The 21,970-nt window shown below is 44.3% G+C and carries 17 protein-coding genes, 4 pseudogenes and 1 riboswitch; of the genes and pseudogenes, 5 read left to right on the top strand and 16 right to left on the bottom strand.

Annotation, left to right across the window (positions count from 1 at the left end):
* Positions 1–305: 305 nt before the first annotated feature.
* The 6 genes from QWV57_RS16165 to QWV57_RS16190 all read right to left on the bottom strand — a co-directional run bounded on the left by QWV57_RS16165 (position 306) and on the right by QWV57_RS16190 (position 5,543).
* Entirely contained in the window at positions 306–1,100 is a 795-nt protein-coding gene (locus QWV57_RS16165) for an ImmA/IrrE family metallo-endopeptidase (protein ID WP_014196827.1), read from the bottom strand.
* A gap of 4 nt (positions 1,101–1,104) precedes the next feature.
* Positions 1,105–1,497 carry a hypothetical protein gene (locus tag QWV57_RS16170; RefSeq protein WP_014196828.1) on the bottom strand — a complete coding sequence of 131 codons (393 nt, stop codon included), beginning with the start codon at positions 1,495–1,497 and terminating at the stop codon, positions 1,105–1,107.
* A 307-nt stretch (positions 1,498–1,804) separates the two neighbouring features.
* Complete coding sequence (locus tag QWV57_RS16175; RefSeq protein WP_301100094.1) at positions 1,805–2,524, bottom strand: hypothetical protein; 720 nt, start codon at positions 2,522–2,524, stop codon at positions 1,805–1,807.
* 396 nt (positions 2,525–2,920) lie between these two features.
* On the bottom strand, positions 2,921–4,201 hold the full coding sequence (locus QWV57_RS16180; RefSeq protein ID WP_055358439.1) for an IS110 family RNA-guided transposase: 1,281 nt from the start codon (positions 4,199–4,201) through the stop codon (positions 2,921–2,923).
* Positions 4,202–4,321: 120 nt separating this feature from the next.
* Positions 4,322–4,404, bottom strand: a riboswitch (cyclic di-GMP riboswitch).
* Positions 4,405–4,501: 97 nt separating this feature from the next.
* Positions 4,502–4,966, bottom strand: a complete 465-nt coding sequence (locus QWV57_RS16185) for a DUF8426 domain-containing protein (RefSeq protein ID WP_301100095.1) — start codon at positions 4,964–4,966, stop codon at positions 4,502–4,504.
* An 82-nt stretch (positions 4,967–5,048) separates the two neighbouring features.
* Positions 5,049–5,543: a hypothetical protein gene (locus QWV57_RS16190; RefSeq protein WP_301100096.1), complete on the bottom strand. Its 495-nt coding sequence runs from the start codon at positions 5,541–5,543 to the stop codon at positions 5,049–5,051.
* 127 nt (positions 5,544–5,670) lie between these two features.
* On the opposite strand from QWV57_RS16190, the pseudogene QWV57_RS16195 reads away from it, so the two are divergent.
* A pseudogene (locus QWV57_RS16195) lies at positions 5,671–6,093 on the top strand (IS1634 family transposase); the annotation flags it as partial.
* A gap of 385 nt (positions 6,094–6,478) precedes the next feature.
* Here QWV57_RS16195 and QWV57_RS16200 read toward each other — a convergent pair.
* From QWV57_RS16200 to rmlA, 6 genes are all read right to left on the bottom strand, one after another.
* The gene (locus QWV57_RS16200) at positions 6,479–7,885 is read right to left on the bottom strand and encodes an undecaprenyl-phosphate glucose phosphotransferase (protein WP_301100097.1); all 1,407 of its coding nucleotides are present in this window, start codon (positions 7,883–7,885) and stop codon (positions 6,479–6,481) included.
* A gap of 1 nt (position 7,886) precedes the next feature.
* Positions 7,887–8,756 carry a glycosyltransferase family 2 protein gene (locus QWV57_RS16205; protein ID WP_301100098.1) on the bottom strand — a complete coding sequence of 290 codons (870 nt, stop codon included), beginning with the start codon at positions 8,754–8,756 and terminating at the stop codon, positions 7,887–7,889.
* An 82-nt stretch (positions 8,757–8,838) separates the two neighbouring features.
* On the bottom strand, positions 8,839–9,687 hold the full coding sequence (gene rfbD / locus QWV57_RS16210) for a dTDP-4-dehydrorhamnose reductase (protein WP_301100099.1): 849 nt from the start codon (positions 9,685–9,687) through the stop codon (positions 8,839–8,841).
* Positions 9,687–10,706 (bottom strand): dTDP-glucose 4,6-dehydratase, encoded by a 1,020-nt coding sequence (gene rfbB, locus QWV57_RS16215; RefSeq protein ID WP_301100100.1) that lies wholly within the window; start codon positions 10,704–10,706, stop codon positions 9,687–9,689. Before rfbB ends, rfbD begins: the two co-directional genes overlap by 1 nt.
* A 16-nt stretch (positions 10,707–10,722) precedes the next feature.
* Positions 10,723–11,274: a dTDP-4-dehydrorhamnose 3,5-epimerase gene (gene rfbC / locus QWV57_RS16220; RefSeq protein WP_301100101.1), complete on the bottom strand. Its 552-nt coding sequence runs from the start codon at positions 11,272–11,274 to the stop codon at positions 10,723–10,725.
* Positions 11,261–12,160: a glucose-1-phosphate thymidyltransferase RmlA gene (rmlA, locus tag QWV57_RS16225; protein ID WP_301100102.1), complete on the bottom strand. Its 900-nt coding sequence runs from the start codon at positions 12,158–12,160 to the stop codon at positions 11,261–11,263. The genes rfbC and rmlA overlap by 14 nt, the downstream gene beginning before the upstream one ends.
* A 181-nt stretch (positions 12,161–12,341) precedes the next feature.
* Between rmlA and QWV57_RS16230 the strand changes: the two genes are divergently transcribed.
* The 3 genes from QWV57_RS16230 to galE all read left to right on the top strand — a co-directional run bounded on the left by QWV57_RS16230 (position 12,342) and on the right by galE (position 15,992).
* Entirely contained in the window at positions 12,342–13,220 is an 879-nt protein-coding gene (locus QWV57_RS16230) for an IS982-like element ISGsp1 family transposase (protein WP_014195983.1), read from the top strand.
* 387 nt (positions 13,221–13,607) lie between these two features.
* Positions 13,608–14,567: a glycosyltransferase family 2 protein gene (locus tag QWV57_RS16235; RefSeq protein WP_301100103.1), complete on the top strand. Its 960-nt coding sequence runs from the start codon at positions 13,608–13,610 to the stop codon at positions 14,565–14,567.
* Between the two features lie 393 nt (positions 14,568–14,960).
* Positions 14,961–15,992, top strand: coding sequence for a UDP-glucose 4-epimerase GalE (galE, locus tag QWV57_RS16240; RefSeq protein WP_268852907.1), 1,032 nt, complete (start codon positions 14,961–14,963; stop codon positions 15,990–15,992).
* Between the two features lie 210 nt (positions 15,993–16,202).
* On the opposite strand, the pseudogene QWV57_RS16245 reads toward galE, so the two are convergent.
* From QWV57_RS16245 to QWV57_RS16260, 4 genes and pseudogenes are all read right to left on the bottom strand, one after another.
* Positions 16,203–16,817: pseudogene (locus tag QWV57_RS16245) on the bottom strand (IS1634 family transposase); the annotation flags it as partial.
* A 129-nt stretch (positions 16,818–16,946) separates the two neighbouring features.
* Positions 16,947–18,605 (bottom strand): IS1634 family transposase, encoded by a 1,659-nt coding sequence (locus tag QWV57_RS16250; RefSeq protein ID WP_301100104.1) that lies wholly within the window; start codon positions 18,603–18,605, stop codon positions 16,947–16,949.
* A gap of 72 nt (positions 18,606–18,677) precedes the next feature.
* Positions 18,678–19,760, bottom strand: a pseudogene (locus tag QWV57_RS16255) (IS1634 family transposase); the annotation flags it as partial.
* 378 nt (positions 19,761–20,138) lie between these two features.
* Positions 20,139–21,248, bottom strand: a pseudogene (locus QWV57_RS16260) (IS1634 family transposase); the annotation flags it as partial.
* 155 nt (positions 21,249–21,403) lie between these two features.
* Here QWV57_RS16260 and QWV57_RS16265 point away from each other — a divergent pair.
* Entirely contained in the window at positions 21,404–21,967 is a 564-nt protein-coding gene (locus QWV57_RS16265) for a DUF6431 domain-containing protein (RefSeq protein ID WP_011229674.1), read from the top strand.
* Positions 21,968–21,970 lie beyond the last annotated feature (3 nt).

Below are 21,970 nucleotides of genomic sequence, written 5' to 3' on the forward strand. Positions count from 1 at the left end.
CTATGACCGAAATGCCCTATTTGTGCTGGGCTTTTTTATACACTAGCACTGGGGTGAATAGTTACCCTTTGTGGGTATATTCCTACAAGACTCTTCTAACACTGCATCAGGAATAAGAAAAATCGGAGACTGATGAAATGCCTGCAGCAAAAGCGGCAAATTTGATATTTGTTTTCTGAATTTCGTTAAGATCATATTATCTAACATATAAAATGCTTGATGTTCATTTAGTGACTGGTACAGTTGGACCGTATTATCTGAAATAAACGGGCGAACGGATTCTAAAACAGGGGAATCGAGGACCTTCATCCTTTCGTCCCCCTTTGATCATGCACTGACGCCAACACTTGTTCATATAGCTTATCATAAAATTTTTTAATCGATTGAAGATCCTCCTCATACATCAATCCTTTTGCCTTTTCATATAATTCATCAAACCCGCTGATGTTTATCGTATAACTAGGCTCGAACAATGATTTGTCTATATCATGGGGAATACGATTTCTATAATCATAGTCCAATGCATCTTTTGCTTCGTTAATCGTGATCAATTCGTTTTGAGCAAGTTTCACAACTAACGCTTTGTACGGGATCTGGAAGACACTGATTAATCGCATAATTTTTTGGGAGAGAGATTGTTTCATGTGAGCGGTCTCCAAAAATCGAAAACTTCTTTCCAACACAAAATCATTAATTAAAAATTCGGCAGCAAAGAGATTAGGAAGCCGCTCTTTTTCATCATAAATATGATCAATCATGATAAAATTTTGGTCAGGGTTCTTAATTTTCTCCTTGTCAAAAAAGAAATGATAAAACTCGTGCGCCCACATGAAATTTTCATATATTCTCGGCTGTGCGGTATTAATATGGACATAATAATCACCGTTATAGTAATACACAAGCCCACCATAGTCAGCATGTTGAATCGGAAACTGCAATACATTTGCATGCTCGTAAAGATAAGTTTTTATAAAATCAAGCGGCTTTACATGAGCAAGAGGATCTCCGAGGGAGTAAATACGGTCCATTGCCCTTTTCATTTTCGGCAAATGTGTTTTGTTATGCTCTAGAATCATTTCAAGATTGTCTTTTGCAATCAATGGACTACCCCCTTGGATGTTCGGAATTTGTCACTGATTTTAACACATCGATCAGTTCAACAAATTCGCTGAAAAGATGCATGCCCTTTTTGAATTCTTCGTCCTCTGCACCGTGAAACGAAAGGGCCACATAATTCATAAATGAATCAGATCGGCTGCGGCCAAACGTTTTTCCATTTAACTCCATATCTGCCTTGTAAAAAAAGAACGGATCGTTAATGCGGAACAGCTTATTGATCTTTGCAACATACTCCTCCACATTTCCTTCGCCTTTCAAGAAATTATAATAAGCTGTCTTCTTAATACCAGTGCGTTCCATCACCCATGAATGTTTAATGCCTTTCCCTTCTATATATTTTTTGACATTCTGACCTACAATTTTGTTTGTATTTACCATACACTTCACCTCCCGTATATCTAAAATGACGAATCCAACCTTGAACATCCCTGCGATGCTCAATGGGATGATCCGTGTGGAGTTTTCATCAAACTTTTGACCTTGCTTCTACAATCAATTATAAACTGAGAACAATTGATTTTCCATGTATTTTTCCTCAAAAAGCGGAATATATGATTAGTTTATGTCAAAAATCATGCAAAAGTTCTTGATTAAATTCATTTTTTCCTTAAAAACGGGAATAAGGACGTCCTTCCGTTAATGCAAAAAGGCGCCCCAACGTTTGGGACGCCTTCTCCCTTGATTTCTACAGCAACTGAAGCAACGCCTTTTTGTTCGCTTGCACTTGGTCGTTCAACGCCTTGACTTTTTCTTTTACCTTCTGAATGTCTGCGTTGTTGGCGCCGACTTTCTTTTCAAGGGCGCGAATTTCATTCGTCACCGCCCGCAGCTGGTTGGACAGCGCGATGAGCTGGCCGATGAGGCCATCAATTTGCTCTTGTTTTTCTTCATCGAGTTCCTCTTGGTCTTCACCAACAGGTTGTGGAGAATTCGGAGACGGCGCCTCCGTTACCGTTTGCCCGCTGGAAGCTGGAGCGGCAGCGTCATTGGCCGCTATGGCTTGTCCACTCGGAGCGTCAGTTGCCGCTGTGACTTCTGTCGGTTGAGAAGCAGACGGCTCGCCCGTTGGCAACGAATCAGCAGGCGTCGTTTGCGTGTCCGTTGACGATTCCGCTTCGCTCAATGCTTGAATGCGAGCGGTCACTTTGTCTAGCCGCTCTTCAATTTGGCCTACTTTTTTATGTAACAGCGCCAACTTTTGCGCAAGCCATTTTTGTTGCTTGGACGATTCCTGTTTTTTCTTCGCCTCTGTTTCCTTTTGTTCCGTCTTCTTCTTGACGACGACTTCCACTTTCTTCACCATCGTTTCGCGCTCATGCGCTTTGCCCGCAGGTTTGGCGGCCGCCCACGCCGGAGAGGCGACGAGCATCGACGCCACCAAAATCGGCCATCCTTTCTTCAACATTACCAATTCCTCCCTCTAGAAATGTTGATCTATCAAGGCTTTTCGGCCTCTCAGGGGTGTCCAAAAAATATTTTTCGACAAAATCCCTTACATCCTTTTTCAGTTTTGTGGATATCTTACAGACCTAGGGTGCGCTTCGCGGCCACGGCTGGTTATATTTTCCTGCCGCGGGGGAAGCATATTCGATGCACCCTTTGGATCTCCGCGTCGCTGATGAGGACGAACCCTCCCATGTCTCCGGGCGTCTTCGCGCCAACATTCCCTCGTTCGGTCTCGTCATCAGGCGGAGGCCGGCCAAGCTCCTTTAGGGACTCAAGGTCGAATGGATGAAATCACGCCAGCTTCTCCGGTGTCATCTCGTTGTCCAACGATTCTTCCGTTCGCAGGGGGGAGGCCTTAGGCCGCCCGTTGCACTTGGGACAAGACGTCCTGTTTCATTCGCTCCGCGTCAAACGCTTGTTTCTTCGTACAAATCGCAAACAGCACATTCAACAGCTTCCGGCACAAGGCGACGATGGACTGCTTTCCGGTCAGCGGATTGACGGATCGGGTCGTATAATACTCATGCAGCTCGCGAAACGCCTCGTTATGCCGAATCAGCGGAATCATCGCCCGAAACAGCACCGAGCGCAACCGTTTCCGTCCCCGTTTGGAGATGTGCTTTTGCCCTTTGCGCTGGCCGGAGGAGTTCTCCTTGAGCGTCAGGCCCGCCAACTTCACCAATTGGCGCGGGTCCCGATAATGGGCGAAGCTGCCGATCTCCGCCAGCAGATCGATGATCGTGGCGTCTCCCAACCCGTCGACCGTTTTCAACCATTGGTACTCCATCGTCGTTTGAACCAATGCCTTCAACTCGGCGTCCAGTGCAGCGATCTCCGCCTCCAATTGGCGGTATCGGCGGACGAGCGCGGCGATCTCAAACCGGGCCATCGCTGTCCCTTCCGTCACCCCAATCGAGTCCTTCGCGGTGTTGATCAACGCCTGAATTTTGGCCTTCTGCGGGCATTTCATCCCTTCGCTTTGCCGGTACACCTCAAGAAGCTCCTCCACCGTCCGGCCGGCCATATCAGCCGGAAGCGGCGTCCACTCCAACACCGAAAGCGCCGTTTTCCCCAAGTCACGAAACACGGTCCAAAACTCTGGAAAATACCGATCCGTCCAGCGGACGATCGCGTTTTTCACCGCCGTCTGTTCCTTGCGGAGCTTCTCTTTGAGCGTGCTCCCCACGCGCAAATCGGCTTCAATCTCGTGCAGCAGCCGGGGAACGAGGAATCGTCCGTCTTTTGCCAGTCTGGCAATGACCAGGGCGTCTTTGGCGTCGTGTTTCGTCGGCAGGTTGTCATCAAGTTCTTTCGACCGACACACATGCGCCGGGTTGACCATGACCAACGGGATCCCGTGCTCCTCGAGGAAGTAGGCCAGGTTCAACCAGTAGTGCCCGGTCGGCTCCACGGCGACGATCACCTCTGACTTCCCGAACGCTTGCATCGCCTCCTGAATCGCTTTATACAGCTGTTGAAACCCCTCTTTCGACTGGAAGATCGGGAACGATTTGCGAAGCACGCGCCCCCGGTCATCCACGAAGCAGGCGTAGTGGGTTCGTTTCGCGATATCAATACCCACGACAAGCGTTTGTTCGGTTACTTGATCAATTTTATAGTTTTGTGTACAATTCATCTGAAGTCCTCCTTGGTATGGTGAGTGATGTGGTTGACACCCCTGTATCATACCAAGAGGGCTTTTTTTGATCAAGTCCCCGGAAAAGCTCCTAACGGGAATGCTCCTTTATTTTTTGGTAATGGCAGCTGGCTGGCATAGGTTTCCCCTTAGCCCCTGTAGCTTTGTGACGCTAAGTTTCCTTAGCTGTACCTTTCATCATCATTGTACCATGATTTTCTTCGCGAGGAAGTGAGACGAAATGACGATTTTCGACCTTTGAACCATTTCATATATATCTCAAACATTCCTGCTTCACCGTTAAATCCCTAGTTGAAGCTCGTGTACAGGATATTTGCTTTTTGTCACAACTCCCGGGCTCCGCAATGTTTCATGCACCTTCTCATTATACAACCGAACGTTTTCATTGATGATCTTCCACTCCACCGATCGCTGGTGGCAAAACCCATCGATATCATTGTCGAGATGTTTCACATAGCGATAGGGGCCAATGATGCCGATGCTGAGCCATGCGCCATGGCGAACCAACACGATATCCCCTTGTTCCATCGTATGGACAAACGCCCAGATCGCGCCAAGAGCGTTGCCAAGCTTCGCCCCCGAATAATGGTACACGTTGCGCAATCGCTCTCTCAGCTCATCTTTGCTTATGCCGTCCAAATTGCCAATCAGCGGCCAGCCAATCCCAATGACCTGATCGCGAATGAATTCGTCGTACCGCTGAAACCCATGCGGTTTTGTTTTGATTTGAAATACATGCGCCATTCCTAATCCCCCGTTTCCCTCTTCAACCTCCGCCTTAGCCACACCGTCCCATCCATCGAAAAATGACACACACATAACCGCTTCAACTCTTTGCGTGCTTCTGAAGAACGGCGGTAATCGCCTCAATCGTTTCTTTGGCGGCATCCGTCAACGCTTCAAATTTAAAGGCAATCGACTGGGCGTTTGGATTGATGGCCGTCCCTTCGTTTTGATCTCTGCGAAACGCCGTGATGGCCTCCAAATCTTGTTTGAGGCCATCGGGAAGCAACGCTCGTTCGAACCTCCAACTGACAATGCAGGGCTCTTTCGCTGTGTAATCGTTGGATCCTTCATATTGTATAGCCCCGATGCGCTTCTTCCCTTTCTCAGAAGCGGCATCATTCATAAACAACTGCACGGTTTGCTTTGCATGGCCATCACATAAATGCAAGCCTGCTTCCATCGATTTGTTTGCGATGAAATGAAAAATGGGTGCAATGGCAAAGCGGTACTCGAGCACCTTCATCTTTTCGTCTCCTTTCTTTTCACGCAATTTTTCGCTACGATTAACTTCAGGCATTGTCAGCATCCTCTCCATCCTCCACTGTTTGGTTATGCGTTCACAACTTCCACAGTAGAGGAAAGGTTAGGAACTGGCAAGCCTTTTTTCTTTGCCTTACGCTCTGCACTTTACGTTGCAGAACTGTGTATTTTTATTTTGCACTAAACAATGGAAGGGTCAACAAATGGATGCAAAAGAGATCTTGAAGCTGTATAAAGGGCAGATCTCGGTGGAAATGAACTTCGCTTTTTTGAAAGATCCGTTTTTCACGGATGAGATCTATGTCAAAAAGCCAGAACGAGTTGCGGTATTGGGCTATTTGTTTCTCTTGGCCTTGGCCATTTACCGCGTCTTTCAGCGCCGGGTGCGCCAGTTCATCACACCCGAACACCCATTAAAGGGCGCCGGAGGCCGCAAGCTGACCCGACCGACGGGACAGGCGATTTTTCAGCTGTTTCCATATGTGAACGTCGTCCTGCTGGAGCTGCCGGATGGACGCATCCAACGCTCACTGGATCGCTCACTTACCCCTGAACAGCGAAGGATTCTGCAGGGGTTGGGGCTGGATGAGAGCATTTACGTGTAACGTCATACGGAACGACCAGCGATGGTAAAAAAAAGATTGCCATCGCTCGTTGTGTTGGTCAAAAAGTTATTCTGAAAAACTAAATAAAAAATCCTTTGTTTTGACCTTGTTAGGGTGCGAAATGTGAGTCCTAAAATAAAAATCGCCCCCATTCCAAAGCGGAATGAAGGCGTTCAAAGGTATAATATTCAAACGACGTTTGATGCGGAAAAAAAGAAACAGAGAGCCATTCAATGACTCTCTGTCTCTATAAAACTTCGACAAACTTCGGGGCGTGACAGGCACCATACCAAGGTAGGAAGAATTTGACGCTTACTCTGATTCCTTCACGTTGACTGAATTTATGCTGTCTACTTTTCGGATCGCAGTGCGCAGGCACGCTACCCTAGTACGCATTCTTATTCACTAATCCATTGGAAATCGTTTTAAAAATAATCTTGATATCAAACAACAGGCTCCAGTTTTCGATGTAAAAGATGTCATGCTCAATTCGGGCTTTAATGGACGTATCTCCGCGCAATCCGCACACTTGCGCCCATCCGGTGATGCCAGGACGAACATGGTGCTTGATCATGTATTTAGGAATTTCCTCTTTAAACTTTTCAACGAAATAAGGACGTTCAGGTCTTGGCCCAACGACGCTCATATCGCCTTTTAATACATTAAAGAATTGCGGCAGTTCATCCAAACTTGTTTTCCGCAAAAATGCCCCAAACTTTGTCCTCCGTGGGTCATTTTCCACTGTCCACTGCGTATCAGAAACCGACTGAGGCAAATGTTTCATTGAACGGAATTTGTACATATAAAACGTTCTTCGGTTCAGTCCGACCCGCTCTTGCTTAAAGATAATCGGCCCTGGCGAAGTCAGTTTGATTCCAATCGCAATGAATAACATAATCGGTGATGTGACAACAATCGCTAGTAGAGCGAATATAATATCAAATGAACGCTTCAATATGCGATTCCTTAATTCATCCAACGGTACGTCCCTTATATTAATGATCGGTAAATCCCCGAAAATCTCGAAATGAGGAACAGCTGGAAGCATATCATAAAAATCAGGAATAATCGAAACTCGAACTCCCATTTTTTCACACACTGCGATAATTTCTCGATATTTCGGATATGCTTGCAGAGGAAGTGCAACAACTACTTCGTCAATTAACTGGTGGCTCAATACATGCTCAAGGTCAGCAGTTTGTCCAATAATCGGTTTATAATGAGCAAACTCCCGTGCATGCTTCGTTCGAAAGTCATCTAAAAACCCAACGACCTCCAATCCGTATTCCGGATGCATTTGAAGATTTTCAAAATACTTTCTGCCAATCGATCCTGCACCAATAATTAAAACAAACTGTTTATTATACCCTTTTTTTCTTAATTTGCGAAGGCTTTGTTTTACAACGTAACGATAGATCGAAACTAACGTCAAATTCCATGCAAAATATAGCAATAGAAATGACCGCGACACATCAACAGTTTTAAAAGTAAAGAGCACGCTTAATAAAATAAACATGCTCAACGTATGTACTTGCAATACCTTCGCTAACTCATTAGAAAACTTCTCTTTCCGTTTAGGCGCGTACAATTCTACTAAATATCCTATTACAATCGCAATAGCGCCATAAATCAAACTCCAAAACAAATAATCTTCCAATGGCAAATGACCGCCAACACCATCGTGAAATACTTTAAATTTCAACACCCACGCTAAGAAAAAAGCGCCTTGCATCATCAAAACATCTGTAAATGCATAGAGCTTGGTTAAAAATCTCTCTCTCCCTCTGATCACCTTAACCACCTATTTTTCGAAAAGTGTTGATTATTGCAGAAAGCATGAACTTGGCTGTTATGCCCATATAAACGAAATAATTCACGATAAATGGATATTTTCTAGCATAATGCTTCTTATGGAATAAAAACATCGCCCGATGAAATTCATAAACAATTTTAAAAGGTTTCTTTTTGCTACTTGCCCCTTTGTAATGGATAATGCTTGTAAACGGGCAATAATAAATCTCCCAACCCGCCTGTTTGATTCGATAGCACCAATCGATATCTTCACCGTACATAAAAAATTCCTCATCTAACAATCCGACTTGCTCAATCACCTCTCTGCGCACCATCATAAATGCCCCTACCAAACAATCAATTGGATGCGGTTCGTTCAAATTCATATAGCCGAGATGATATTGATTAAATCGCCTGCTTCTTGGGAAAAGTCTCGCCAATCCCACTAAGTAGTAAAAAGAAGCCTCCGGAGTTGGAAATCCCCGATGACAAGCCCAATCCAATTCTCCATTTGGCAAAATGACCTTGCAACCACTTGCTCCAACCTTTTTATTTTTATCCATAAATTCTATCATTTTCTCAATGGTATCTTCTCTTACAATTGTATCAGAATTTAACAACAAAATATAGCGTCCTTTCGACAATTTTATTGCTTGGTTATTTGCCTTTGAAAATCCTACATTTTGTTTATTTTCAATCACCACTATATTCGGGAACTTTCCCTTGAGGATACGGACGGAATCATCGGAAGAATGATTATCCACAACAATAATTTCATAACTATATTTTGTTTTAGATTTTAAGATCGATTCAATCGCCTCAACAGTTAGTTTCGGTGTATTGTAATTCACGATAATAATGCTAATATCCATTGTTTCACCCGCTTGTAAAAAAATAATCCGGCCTAACTAACCGGATTATAGTAAATAATTGATCTATTGTAAATATATCACTTCAAATCCTAAAATCACTTTTCAAAAATTCTTTCAATGCTTCACGCCAATGTCTTAACATTGGAAAACCATTCACCTTCATAGCAAAGTTGTCTAATACAGAATATTTCGGCCTTGCCGCTAGTCTAGGAAATTGTTCCGTCGTGATTGGATTGACCTTAACACTGATATTACTTTCCTCAAAAATCGCTGTCGCAAACTCGTACCAAGAACAAGAACCACTATTTGTACAATGATAAGTTCCAAATTTCTCTGTTTGGACCAAGTCAATAATAAAGCGCGCCAAGTCAACGGTATACGTAGGAGACCCAACTTGATCATTCACCACATCGATTTCCTCTTTTTCTTTCGCCAGTCGAAGCATAGTTTTGACAAAATTTTGTCCAAACTCCCCATATACCCATGCCGTTCTTACAATAAAATATCGAGAACATAACGATTTCGTGAGTTCCTCACCAACGAGCTTAGATTTTCCGTATACTCCCAATGGATTCGTTCGATCATATTCTCGATAAGGTATCATTGAAGACCCGTCAAAAACATAATCTGTGCTAATATAACATATTTTCGCTCCTACTTTTTCCGCTGCCACTGCCAAGTTTCTTTGTCCAAACGCATTCACTAAATAAGCTGTTTCTTCTTCTATTTCCGCTTGATCTACTTTTGTATATGCAGCAGCGTTTATGATTATATCAGGCTCAATCTTTGTAATAACTTCATTTACTATGTTCTCATTCGTAATATCCAACTCACTTTTTGTAAACGGATGTAGTTCAAAGTTCGTTTCCTGTAGTTGTAGTACAAGCTCTTGACCTAACTGCCCGTTTGCTCCAGTGACAACAATCTTCATTATGATCTCCCTAACTTCTGTCCATATTGTCTTTGATAATATTCTTTATATTCCCCTGATAAAATGTTTTCCCACCAAGAACGATTTTCTAAATACCAGTCAATCGTTTTCTTTAATCCTTCTTCGAACGTATATTTCGGCTGCCATCCTAATTCTTTACGAATTTTTGTTGCATCAATGGCGTAGCGCCGATCGTGACCAAGGCGATCCTCAACAAATGTAATCAACGATTCAGGTTTGTTTAAATATCGTAAAATTGCCTTTACTACTTCGATATTCGTTCGCTCATTATTGCCGCCAATATTGTATACTTCTCCATTTTTTCCCTTATGTAACACTAAATCAATCGCAGAACAATGATCTTCCACATGAAGCCAATCACGAACATTCAAACCATCACCATAAACAGGGAGCGGTTGATCATTTAAAGCATTAATAATCATCAATGGAATTAATTTTTCTGGAAAATGATAAGGACCGTAATTATTAGAACATCTTGTAATATTCACTGGTAATCCATATGTTTCATGATACGCTCGTACTAAAAGATCCGCACCAGCTTTACTTGCACTATATGGACTGTTTGGAGCTAATGGTGTTGTTTCCGTAAAATACCCTGTTTCCCCTAACGTTCCATATACTTCATCAGTGGAAATCTGTATATATTTTTTCACGCCATACTTTTTCGCTGCATCAAGCAGCACTTGTGTACCTTGAATATTTGTCTTTACAAATATTCCTGGATCAGCAATACTACGGTCTACATGCGACTCAGCCGCAAAATTCACAACTGCATCTATACCTTCTGCAAACAACGATTCAATCAATTCCCTATCCGTAATATCACCTTTCACAAATCGATAATTCGGCTCATTTTCAACCTCTTTTACATTTTCCAAATTCCCGGCATATGTAAGTGCATCTAGATTGATAATCTGATAGCTTGGATATTTTCGAACCATGTAACAGACAAAATTACTGCCAATAAAACCTGCTCCACCTGTAATCAATACTTTCATCTGTATTTCCTTTCCCTTAATAAGTAAAATTATTTTCTGCTTCTACCAACCTAGGGTGCTTACTGTCTTTTTCAGACAGAATCGGTGAATTTGTCGGCCAATCAATATTTAAATCTGGATCGTTCCAGCAGATTCCACGATCATGCTCCGGTGAATAATAATTGTCTACCTTATATAGCACTTCTGTATTCGGTACAATCGTACAAAAACCATGAGCAAAACCCTTTGGAACTAACAACTGTCGCTTATTCCCTTCGCTTAAAATAAATCCTTGCCACTGTCCATAAGTAGGAGATCCTTTACGAATATCGACAATCACATCATAAACTGCCCCACGAATCACCCGAACTAACTTGGTTTGAGCAAAGGGCTCAAGTTGATAATGAAGACCTCTTAACGTTCCAGATTCCACAGATAAAGATTGATTATCTTGAACAAATTGATAATCTAGTCCTAGTTCTTTAAAAACTTTCTCATTATAACTCTCCATGAAAAATCCACGATGGTCACCAAAAACTTTTGGCTCTATAAGAAAGACATTGTTAAACTTCGTTTCAATAATTTTCAACTAATTCACCTTCTTTACTAACCCGATTGGCAATATCGAGCAAATATTGCCCATAACTATTTTTCTTCAAAGGCTCGGCTAATTTTAGGAGTTGTTCTTTAGAAATGTAACCTTTACGATACGCAATCTCTTCAAGACACGCCACCTTTAAACTTTGCCTTTTCTCAATTGTTTCAATAAAAAGCGAAGCCTCGAGTAACGATTCGTGTGTTCCCGTATCCAGCCAAGCAAAACCACGCCCAAGCAATTCAACATGAAGCTCTCCGAGTTCTAAATACGCCCTATTTACATCCGTAATTTCAAGTTCCCCACGAGCAGAAGGCTTAAGCGACTTAGCAATGTCAATGACACGATTATCATAGAAATATAAACCCGTCACCGCATAGGTAGACTTAGGCTTTTCCGGTTTCTCTTCAATAGAAATAACTTTACCATTCTTGTCGAATTCGACTACACCAAAACGTTCAGGATCTTTTACATTGTAACCAAATATGGTGGCTCCACTTTTTCTGGATGCCGCTCGCTCCAACATCGCCGTAAATCCATGACCGTAAAAAATATTATCGCCAAGAATAAGAGCCACATTATCATTACCGATAAACTCTTCTCCAATAATAAAAGCTTGCGCCAAGCCATCTGGCGACGGTTGAACAGCATAGGATAAAGAGATTCCCAAATCACTCCCATCGCCAAGAAGCTGTTCAAAGCGCGGCGTATCATCTGGCGTGGAGATGATAAGAATATCTCGAATACCTGCGAGCATTAAAATAGATAATGGATAATAAATCATTGGTTTATCGTATATTGGTAATAGCTGCTTAGATATTACCTTTGTCAAAGGGTATAGGCGTGTGCCGCTACCGCCTGATAAAATAATTCCTTTCATCATAACTCACACCTTTTAAGTCATAAAGTAGAGTCTCATATTTTATTAATTAATTCTACTGCTTACAAATAAATGATACCCGTGGTGCTAGATAAACTTGATCAAGCATAAAAATAGCCCTTGCTGGCGGATCTCCAGTAGAATGAAAGTGTCACCCAACATTCGAAAGGAGAGATCCCCCATGCAAGAGCACTTTCATTTTACTACAGATCCAGCCAAACTTCAAAAACAATATGCCGCTATTTTCTGTTTTGTTTCTGCCCAACTGTCGTTGATTCAAATGTATCTTCATCGCCGCAACCGTCACTTGGTCAAGCAAGAAGACGAAGTGGTCATGGCGGTTCACCTTTTGGGGAAGCTGCTGGGCTTTTCTTCCGAACGAGCCTGGCATCGTTTTGTCACGGGAAATTTGTTCACAAACGGCTCGTTTCTTGAACGCTCCCGATACAACCGCCGCTGCCGGGCGCTTGGTTTCGCCATCAAATGGATCCGTCATGAGCTGGCGAAACGTGGCCAACACCATGCTTATGCGGTCGTCGACAGCTTGCCTCTTCCGTTGTGCCATCCCGTGAGAATGCAGCGCGTCAAGCGATTTCGAGGGATCGCAGATATGGGGTATTGTGCTTCCAAAAAGCAATGGTACTACGGTTTCAAGCTGCATCTTCAAGTGACCAATCAAGGGCTGGCCATGGGCTATGTCGTGACGGAAGCGTCCTGCCACGACGTCAAAGCCGCTGAAACGGTGATGACTCAAATCCCTCATCCCTACAACTTTGGGGACAAAGGGTACATCAGCCACGCTCTTCGAGAAAAGCTGTACGAAGAACACCAAGTCGCGTTCTGGACACCGTCTCGACACAATCAAAAGCACGGCCCATCCAAGGCATGGGAAGAATGGATCCAAAAAAAACGCAAAGTCATCGAGACGGTGTTTTCGATTCTCGTAGACCAATACCGGATCACCGACATTCGAGCGAATTCCATGGCCGGGTTTGAAGTGGCACTCGATGGCATCTTGTTGGCTTATTCCTTGGTCACACTAGGGCTGGTTGAGCGCTGACGCTCAACTAGCACCACGGGTAAATGATATATGAAATCCCATCCCTGAATCCGTGATAAAGACGCGTTCAAACTGCCAAGAAAACTTGATCAATCAACAAATATTGCACTCGGGCTTCTTCACCTAATAGGTGAACATTCGGAATTGAGTTGATACTTTGGCATGATTGGGTTTTCCAACATTTTTGATACACTTCTGTCACGGATTCAGGCCATCGTTAATTATGTAATTTTAACCAATTTCGTATATACAAAAAGATACCGTTTTTGTATAATGAAAGTGACTATTCATATAAATACATAAAAAGGTATTTTCTGCTTCTAAACATACCACGTTTCCGAATTTTGTTCAATTTACTCATTGATATAGAAAACAGGTGGAATACATATGCCAACGATTACAGTACAAATTGTTACGTATAATAGTGAAAAATACATTAACGATTGTCTAGAGTCTGTTCGTGCACAGTCTTATCCCATCACAAACATTATAGTTATCGATAATGCTTCAGATGATTCTACCGTAGAAATAGTCGAGAAACATGATGATATATTGTTAGTAAAAAATCAAAATAATAATGGCTTTGCTGGTGGGCATAATCAAGCTTTACAATTATCATCTTCTGATTATGTTCTCGTTTTAAACCCTGATGTTTGTTTACATAGCAATTATATCGAAGAAATAATAAAAGTTATGGAAATTAACCCTAGTATCGGGATGGGAACTGGAAAGTTATATAGAGATTATAAAAAACGTTTGCTTGATAGCACAGGTATTATAATAAAGAAAAATCGTCGTGCATTCGATCGAGGAACTGGACAAATAGATAATGGTCAATTCGATAAAGACGTTGAAATATTTGGGGTTTCAGGGGCAGCAGCTTTATATCGGCGTCAAATGATAGAAGATATTTCTATAAACAATCAATTTTTTGATGAATCTTTCTTTGCTTACAAGGAAGATGTAGATGTCAGTTGGCGAGCAAGAATCTTTGGTTGGAACAGTATATTTGTTCCAAATGCGATTGCCGAACACAAAAGAGGCTGGAATGAACAAAAAAAACGATCGGATGTACCAATGAAAATTAGAAAACATTCATATATCAATAGATACTATTGTATTTTAAAAAATGACCACCTGTTGTACATTTTATTACATTTACCTGCAATTTTAATTTATGAGTTCATTATTCTTTCCTATGCCGTTTTAAAAGAGAGAGAATTGTTAAAAGCATGGACACTTTTTAAAAATGAATATTCCAATATGATTCTTAAAAGAAAAAAAATACAGCGCGCACGAAGAACTTCACTTAAAAATATTTATAAATTTTTTAGAGGGATATGGTAGCCAATAAACAAATAGAATCGAATCTCTTACATAAGAGTAGGCTATTATAAACATTAATTCATACCTTGGAGTTTATCCTAATCTACTTATAAATCCCTCGACATATAAACGTGCATAATCATTGTGGTATGTATAACGTAATCTTGAATATACAGGATGCGACTTTTAATATTATCAAGAAATTTGTCTATGTTTAATATGTATAAAAAAGCTTATATATCTAACTTCGTGATAATCATACATATTAACACTGAAAGACTTGATTTTTGATTCTTTAATCGCTTGATTAATCGTTTGACATTTTCACAAAACCTATACATCGGTCAGATAGAATCTCCAAGTTAGATTTATACAAAATTATAATTCTTAAATAATTATCGGGGGGGATTTGTAATGGCAATACTTGTAACTGGAGGCGCTGGTTATATCGGTAGTCATACTTGCGTCGAATTATTAAATGCAGGTTATGAAATTGTCGTGATTGATAATTTCTGTAATAGCAAACCCGAATCATTAAAGCGTATAAGCGAAATTACTGGGAAAGAGTTTAAGTTTTATAAAGTCGATTTGCTTAATAGAGATGAGTTAGAAACAGTGTTTTCAGAAAATAAAATTGATGCCGTGATTCATTTTGCTGGTCTTAAGGCAGTCGGTGAATCGGTAGAAGTTCCTCTTCGCTATTACCACAACAATATTACTGGTACACTTATACTGTGCAATGTTATGCAAAAGTATGATGTGAAGAAAATGGTTTTTAGTTCTTCGGCTACGGTATACGGTATGCCAGAACGCGTGCCAATTTCAGAAGATTTCCCACTTCATCCGACCAATCCTTATGGTCGAACAAAATTTATGATTGAAGAAATTTTACGAGACCTATACGTCTCCGACAAGAAATGGGGGATTGCTCTTTTACGCTACTTCAACCCGATTGGTGCCCATCCAAGCGGTCGTATTGGTGAAGACCCAAATGGCATTCCGAACAATCTAATGCCTTATATTACCCAAGTGGCCATTGGAAAGTTGAAGGAATTACGAGTGTTTGGAAACGACTATCCTACCGTAGATGGAACAGGTGTCCGCGATTATATTCATGTCGTTGACCTTGCACTAGGGCATCTTAAGGCACTTGAAAAGGTAATGACAACACCGGGTGTCGATGCTTATAACCTTGGTACAGGAAAAGGATATAGCGTTCTTGAGATTGTTTCAGCCTTTGAAAAAGCATCAGGTGTTAAGATTCCTTATAAAATTGTCGGACGTCGACCTGGCGATGTCGCGATCTGCTACGCCGATCCAACGAAGGCAAAAGAAGAACTAGGCTGGGTAGCTGAAAGAGGAATCGAAGAGATGTGCGCGGATTCATGGCGTTGGCAATCTAATAACCCAAACGGTTATATTTCAGAGTATTACCTCGTCACTTGATATGTAGTCCTCAGCGTACAGGATATTTACCAAAAAGCCAATTAAAATAAGGGTCAACCTAATGAGATAAATCTATCTTATTTCAACAGTTTGAATCCAAATGGTTCAGCAAGTCCCCCCCGAGTTCGACACTGACTAGGCAAACAAATCGTTCACCAGCCCTTGTGGGGCAAGGGCTGGTGAACGATTGGGCATACTTCACGCGTGTATCTAGGAGTTAGGCTGAATGTCTAGGATTCTTGGAGGAGGCTCCACCCCTACAGCCGCAAAGATTTGACGCTGTTTGGCCGTAAGCTCCGTGCACTGATACAAATCTCCATATTTCGAAGAAAAATGACCTAAAGTCAGTCGTTGCAGTTCGTCTCGCACCTTTCGCCACGATTCCCCCGTACGAATTTCCACGATTCGAACCAAAAGGAGAGCCAGCCAGCTGAGCAGCACATGCGCACGAATGCGGTCTTCCAAGCGATGATACATCGGCCGCAATTCGAGGGTGGATTTGAGCGTCCGAAAGGCATCTTCGACATCGACCAGTTGTTTATATCCAAGCGCCACTTCTTCGGCTGACAATGTATCGTCAGACGTTCGGATGAGATATTTCCCATCATATTTCTCCGCATCGCGAATTGCCTGTTTATCGATGCGAAGCGTTCCATCTTTTAATTGACGCAAATATTTTCCATAAGAAGGGTGAGCACGTAAACGACATGTCGCCTTATGATGGGCTTCATTCGGCAGCTGCCGGAGCCCCTCTAATTCCTCCTGCAGCGCCTCCAACAGCTTCTTTCGCTCTTGCCGTTGACGCTCGGCTTCTTTCGGATTGTACCTCACATTTCGCACCCTAACAAGGTCAAAACAAAGGATTTTTTATTTAGTTTTTCAGAATAACTTTTTGACCAACACGACGAGCGATGGCTATCCTTTTTTTACCATCGCTGGTCGTTCCGTATGACGTTACACGTAAATGCTCTCATCCAGCCCCAACCCCTGCAGAATCCTTCGTTGTTCAGGGGTGAGGGAGCGATCCAGTGAGCGTTGGATGCGTCCATCCGGCAGCTCCAGGAGGACGACCTTCACATATTGAAACAGCTGGAAAATCGCCTGCCCCGTCGGTCGGGTCAGCTTGCGGCCTCCGGCGCCCTTTAATGGGTGTTCGGGTGTGATGAACTGGCGCACCCGGCGCTGAAAGACGCGGTAAATGGCCAAGGCCAAGAGAAACAAATAGCCCAATACCGCAACTCGTTCTGGCTTTTTGACATAGATCTCATCCGTGAAAAAAGGGTCTTTCAAAAAAGCGAAGTTCATTTCCACCGAGATCTGCCCTTTATATAGCTTCAAGATCTCTTGGGCATCCATTTGTTGGCCCTTCCATTCCTCCGGAACGGTCGTGACGAGGACAAACCGGGACGCTTTCCGTCTTGCCTGTTCCCACGCGTTTTGGTCGAATTCGACGTCAAGGCGCAAGAGATACCGCGTCTCCATCTCGGGTTCCGCCCCTTTTTTCGGCCGTCCGCGCCGTTTTTTCGGGCGTACGATCTCTTCGACCGCGGCCTTGACCTGATGAAACCGTAGGCGAAGGGACGTCTTGAGGGACGCCAAGGCTTGTTCAGCGTCTTCCCGGCACGAGAAAGGGTGGCGCTCCCAATGGGCTTGTTCCTCGCGAAGAAGCTCCGCTTCTTTGGTTCGTTCTTTTTCAAGCGTCTTTCCTTTTCGCTGGTCGAGCGCACTCGATTCGACGACGATCAGCCGAACGGGGTGGCCTTCATACGTCGAGGCCGTTTCCCATACCCGGTACGTGGCGCCGTTTCTCTCCGCCAGGGTAAAGGGTTCGCTCCACGGGATGTGAGGCGAATCGGCCTCCGCTAATGCCCGTTTCACGATCCGAAGCGACGAAGGGCCTCGGGTGATCAAAAAGGCGTTGGCCGCTTTGGTTTGCGCCAGAGTGTCTTTTGTCATCGCGGCGGAATCGGCCACGTAAATCCATTCGTCTTCCATCTTGGCTTGTTTGAGCTGTTCGTGGACACGGGACAGCACCTCCGGATTCCACGTTTTGTCAGGCAGGTTGCCGTCGTGCACATCGCCGTAAAACGGGATGCCGTCCTCGTTGCCGACCAGTCCGAAGCCGATCTGTTTTTGCCAACGATGATGGCGGTTATAGCCATGTGTGATCTGCAAAGCCTCTAATGAGGCCGATTCATACGCGCCGTAAACCGTCTTGTCCGTCGTATCGGCGTGAAAGGCTCGGAGGGAAAGGCCTTCTTTGCGATAAATGTGAATCAAGCAAGTGCTGATCACCTTGTGAATGTCGGCCTCATACAAGCGGTCGAGATGACGAGCCAAGGCATCGTCGTTCAACCAGGAAGGATGGAGACCGGGACGGATGAGTTTCTCTAGATCGATCTCCTGAGCCCATCGTTCCACGTGAACGAGGGCTTGCCGGCCGTCAAACAGATTGTAGATGATGGCCTGAACGGCATCGCTGACTCGAGTCTGGCACTGTGGATCAACGGGAACGAGATGGTCAATCAATTGGGGCAGGCCCAGTTTCTTGAATAGGGCACTTATTATATTCAAATAATCATTACGATAGACCTTTTTGACTTGAACGTTCATGAGAGAAAAACTCCTTCACTTTCCTTGTGTGTCAAGGATTCATTCGACATCGGAACGAAAAAATCCTCCCGATTTTCGTTGGGAGGGTGCGAAATGTGAGTTGTACACCAACACATAGCGCTGGCGCGCCTCTCCATCTCCAACGATGATCTCTTTGACATGTAAGTTTTCCCGAACTTGGTGATACCGGCCCCGGCGGCTCATTGCTTCTTCCGTGGCGGCCTTTCCGGATCGCATTTTTTCGCCGGCGATGTAATGTCCGCCCGCCTGTTGTAAGGTTCGCAAGTTTTCCTCGGAAGAAAACCCCCGATCCATCACACTGACAACACGTCCCAGTTTCCAACCGATCAAGTCTTTTTTTACCTGCCCGATCACCGTCATATCCATGGTATTTCCCGGCCATACCCAAGCGCGAATCGGGATGCCTTCGCGGGTGACGGCAAGCCCAATGACCACTTGCAAGAGATCGGGACGCTTATCTTTCGAAAAGCCCTGTTTTCGGAAGGTCTCATCTTCCGGTGCTTCGGACGGATCCACTTCAAAATAGGAAGAGGTGGTATCAAAGTAAATCAAATCCACTTCCAAGTTCAATAGATCTGCGACGGAATAGAACACTTGACGTTCCAGTTCCGATTGCACCGCAAGCAATTCATCCATCGCCCGATACAGTTGGTGGCTCGCCACTTCTGGAAGATCCGGAATATAGACTTCATCTTGAACCCAGTCCTCCATCGCTAATTTGCTGGAAGGATGAAGCGCCCGATTCGCTGCCATCGCGAAAATCAACCGTTCTAAGGGGATTGGGTGATGACGGGAAGCAAATAGCTTCTCGAGAATCTTATCGAATCCCAATTGATCCCAAAGTTGATGCAACAACCAGACGCCGCCAAGGCGTTTGCAGGATTGGAATAAAAAATCAGACGCTTCTCCAATTGCTTCCCGTGTTTCCCATGCTTGCTTGGGAGAAAGGAATCGCGAGATGCTTTTGGCCAGACGTTCCAGAACGGCACGGTCGACTTCGTCTTCCCGTCCGAAAGAATAGATCACCTTAGCTTTTGCATATTTGGCTTTCGGATCCCATTCGTTATGAGCAAGCTGGAGATAAGCCGTTGTGGTGCCATTTTTGTTTTTCCGTGTTACTCGTCGAATATACATGCCTATATTAATTATTTATATTAAAAGTATAAATTTACAAAACGTGTGCCTATGAAATTTAACGTTTTTTTCTAGGGGAGTGATTTTCAAATCCTTGATAGAACAGGGATTTCCAAATTTTGTTTGCCTAAAATGGGCTTAAAACTGTCGAACTCGGGTACCCGAGAGAAGTCCAATCTTGGGCGAATGAGTTGGATGTCCTCCTCACCTTTATGGACTATCCAATCAGCATTCGAAGTGTAATTTACACCTCACATTTCGCACCCTAACAAGGTCAAAATAAAGGATTTTTTATTTAGTTTTTCAGAATAACTTTTTGACCAACACAACGAGCGATGGCAATCCTTTTTTTACCATCGCTGGTCGTTCCGTATCACGTTACACGTAGATGCTCTCATCCATGCCCAATCCCTGCAGAATCCTTCGCTGATCAGGGGTAAGGGAGCGATCCAGTGAGCGTTGGATGCGCCCATCCGGCAGCTTGAACAGGACGACGTTCACATATTGAAACAGCTGAAAAATCGCCTGTCCCGTCGGCCGGGTCAGCTTGCGGCCTCCAGGACCCTTCAACGGGTGTTCTGGAGTAATAAACTGACGCACTCGGCGCTGAAAAACGCGGTAAATCGCCAAGGCCAACAGAAACAAATAGCCTAATACTGCGACCCGTTCTGGTTTTTTGACGTAAATCTCATCCGTGAAAAACGGATCTTTCAAAAAAGCGAAGTTCATTTCCACCGAGATCTGCCCTTTATACAGCTTCAAGATCTCTTGGGCATCCATGGGTTGGCCCTTCCATTCCTTCGGAACGGTCGTGACGAGGACAAACCGGGACGCTTTCCGTCTCGCCTGTTCCCACGCGTCTTGGTCGAATTCGACGTCAAGGTGCAAGAAATACAGCGTCTCCACCTCGGGTTCCGCCCCTTTTTTCGGCCGTCCGCGCCGTTTTTTCAGGCGTACGATCTCTTCGACCGCGGCCTCAACCCGATGAAACCGGGGGCGAAGGGACGCCTTGAGGGACGCCAAGGCTTGTTCGGCATCTTCCCGGCAGGAGAAGGGGTGACGCTCCCAACGGGCTTGTTCCTCGCGAAGAAGCTCCGCTTCTTTGGTTCGTTCTTTTTCAAGCGTCTTTCCTTTTCGCTGGTCGAGCGCGCTCGATTCAACAACGATCAGCCGAACGGGGTGGCCTTCATACGTCGAGGCCGTTTCCCATACCCGGTACGTGGCACCGTTTCTCTCCGCCAACGTAAAGGGATCGCTCCACGTCGTGTCCTCAGCATCCGCTTCGGCCAGCGCGGTTTTCACGATCCGGAGCGACGAAGGGCCTCTGGTGATCAAAAAGGCGTTGGCCGCTTTGGTTTGCGCCAGGGTCTCTTTCGTCATCGCGGCGGAATCGGCCACGTAAATCCATTCGTCTTCGATTTTGGCCTGCTTCAGCTGTTCATGGACACGAGACAGCACCTCGGGATTCCATGTTTTATCGGGCAGGTTGGCTGTAAATTATCACTTTATTTCCGCACAAAAAAGACTCTTTTTTGCACATTCCTTCGGAATATCCCTCTCCCCCTTTCCGAAAGAATGTGCTAAATTTTTTGTGAATTATTTCGGAATGGGACATGGGTGATTTCCAGAGGGGGGACGAGGACGTGATTCGGTTTCATGACTTTCAGGTCGATGTCCAGACATATGCCCAGCGGGGAAAACAAAACGACTTTCCCCTTCTTAAGCGGTGCCCTCATTGCCAGGCAAAACGCCCTCTTTATCGCCATGGGTACTACGAACGAAATGCCGTGACGTCGCATCAGTCTTATCGCATTTGGATCGCTCGGTATCGCTGCCCGGAGTGCAGGAGGACGGTGGCCGTGTTGCCTTCATTTCTTCTCCCTTATTTTCAGTATACGTTGCCCACCATATGGAGAGTGGTGAAAGAACGGTTGGGCCTGACTCCGAAACGGGGGATGGAGGAGGCTCCACTCCTTCCTACGGATGAAGGGGTTTTATTTTATGTCCGACGTTTATTCCGAAATTTGAACCACCTTCATTGGTTTTTTGCGGAGCGCTGGAGAAAAATTGGTCCTGCCATCGCCCAAGCGAGAGAACGAGCCCTATGGTGGATCCAGACGATGGAGGAGATCGGCCTCTTTTTCGTCATCCAAGAGATATGGGAGCACCGATCGACGCATCTTTTTGCACGTACATTCAGTTCCTGATTT

This window comes from Geobacillus zalihae (assembly GCF_030414215.1).
Taxonomy (GTDB): Bacteria; Bacillota; Bacilli; order Bacillales; family Anoxybacillaceae; genus Geobacillus; species Geobacillus zalihae.

Excerpts from the sequence above, each read along its gene's own strand:
- QWV57_RS16170 (WP_014196828.1), bottom strand. The coding sequence starts at position 1,497 with ATGGTAAATACAAACAAAATTGTAGGTCAGAATGTCAAAAAATATATA.
- QWV57_RS16175 (WP_301100094.1), bottom strand. The coding sequence starts at position 2,524 with ATGTTGAAGAAAGGATGGCCGATTTTGGTGGCGTCGATGCTCGTCGCC.
- QWV57_RS16180 (WP_055358439.1), bottom strand. The coding sequence starts at position 4,201 with ATGAATTGTACACAAAACTATAAAATTGATCAAGTAACCGAACAAACG.
- QWV57_RS16185 (WP_301100095.1), bottom strand. The coding sequence starts at position 4,966 with ATGGCGCATGTATTTCAAATCAAAACAAAACCGCATGGGTTTCAGCGG.
- QWV57_RS16190 (WP_301100096.1), bottom strand. The coding sequence starts at position 5,543 with ATGGAGAGGATGCTGACAATGCCTGAAGTTAATCGTAGCGAAAAATTG.
- QWV57_RS16205 (WP_301100098.1), bottom strand. The coding sequence starts at position 8,756 with ATGGATATTAGCATTATTATCGTGAATTACAATACACCGAAACTAACT.
- rfbD (WP_301100099.1), bottom strand. The coding sequence starts at position 9,687 with ATGAAGATTGTTGTCACTGGAGCAAACGGGCAGTTAGGTCAAGAGCTT.
- rfbB (WP_301100100.1), bottom strand. The coding sequence starts at position 10,706 with ATGAAAGTATTGATTACAGGTGGAGCAGGTTTTATTGGCAGTAATTTT.
- rmlA (WP_301100102.1), bottom strand. The coding sequence starts at position 12,160 with ATGAAAGGAATTATTTTATCAGGCGGTAGCGGCACACGCCTATACCCT.
- QWV57_RS16230 (WP_014195983.1), top strand. The coding sequence starts at position 12,342 with ATGCAAGAGCACTTTCATTTTACTACAGATCCAGCCAAACTTCAAAAA.
- QWV57_RS16235 (WP_301100103.1), top strand. The coding sequence starts at position 13,608 with ATGCCAACGATTACAGTACAAATTGTTACGTATAATAGTGAAAAATAC.
- galE (WP_268852907.1), top strand. The coding sequence starts at position 14,961 with ATGGCAATACTTGTAACTGGAGGCGCTGGTTATATCGGTAGTCATACT.
- QWV57_RS16250 (WP_301100104.1), bottom strand. The coding sequence starts at position 18,605 with ATGAACGTTCAAGTCAAAAAGGTCTATCGTAATGATTATTTGAATATA.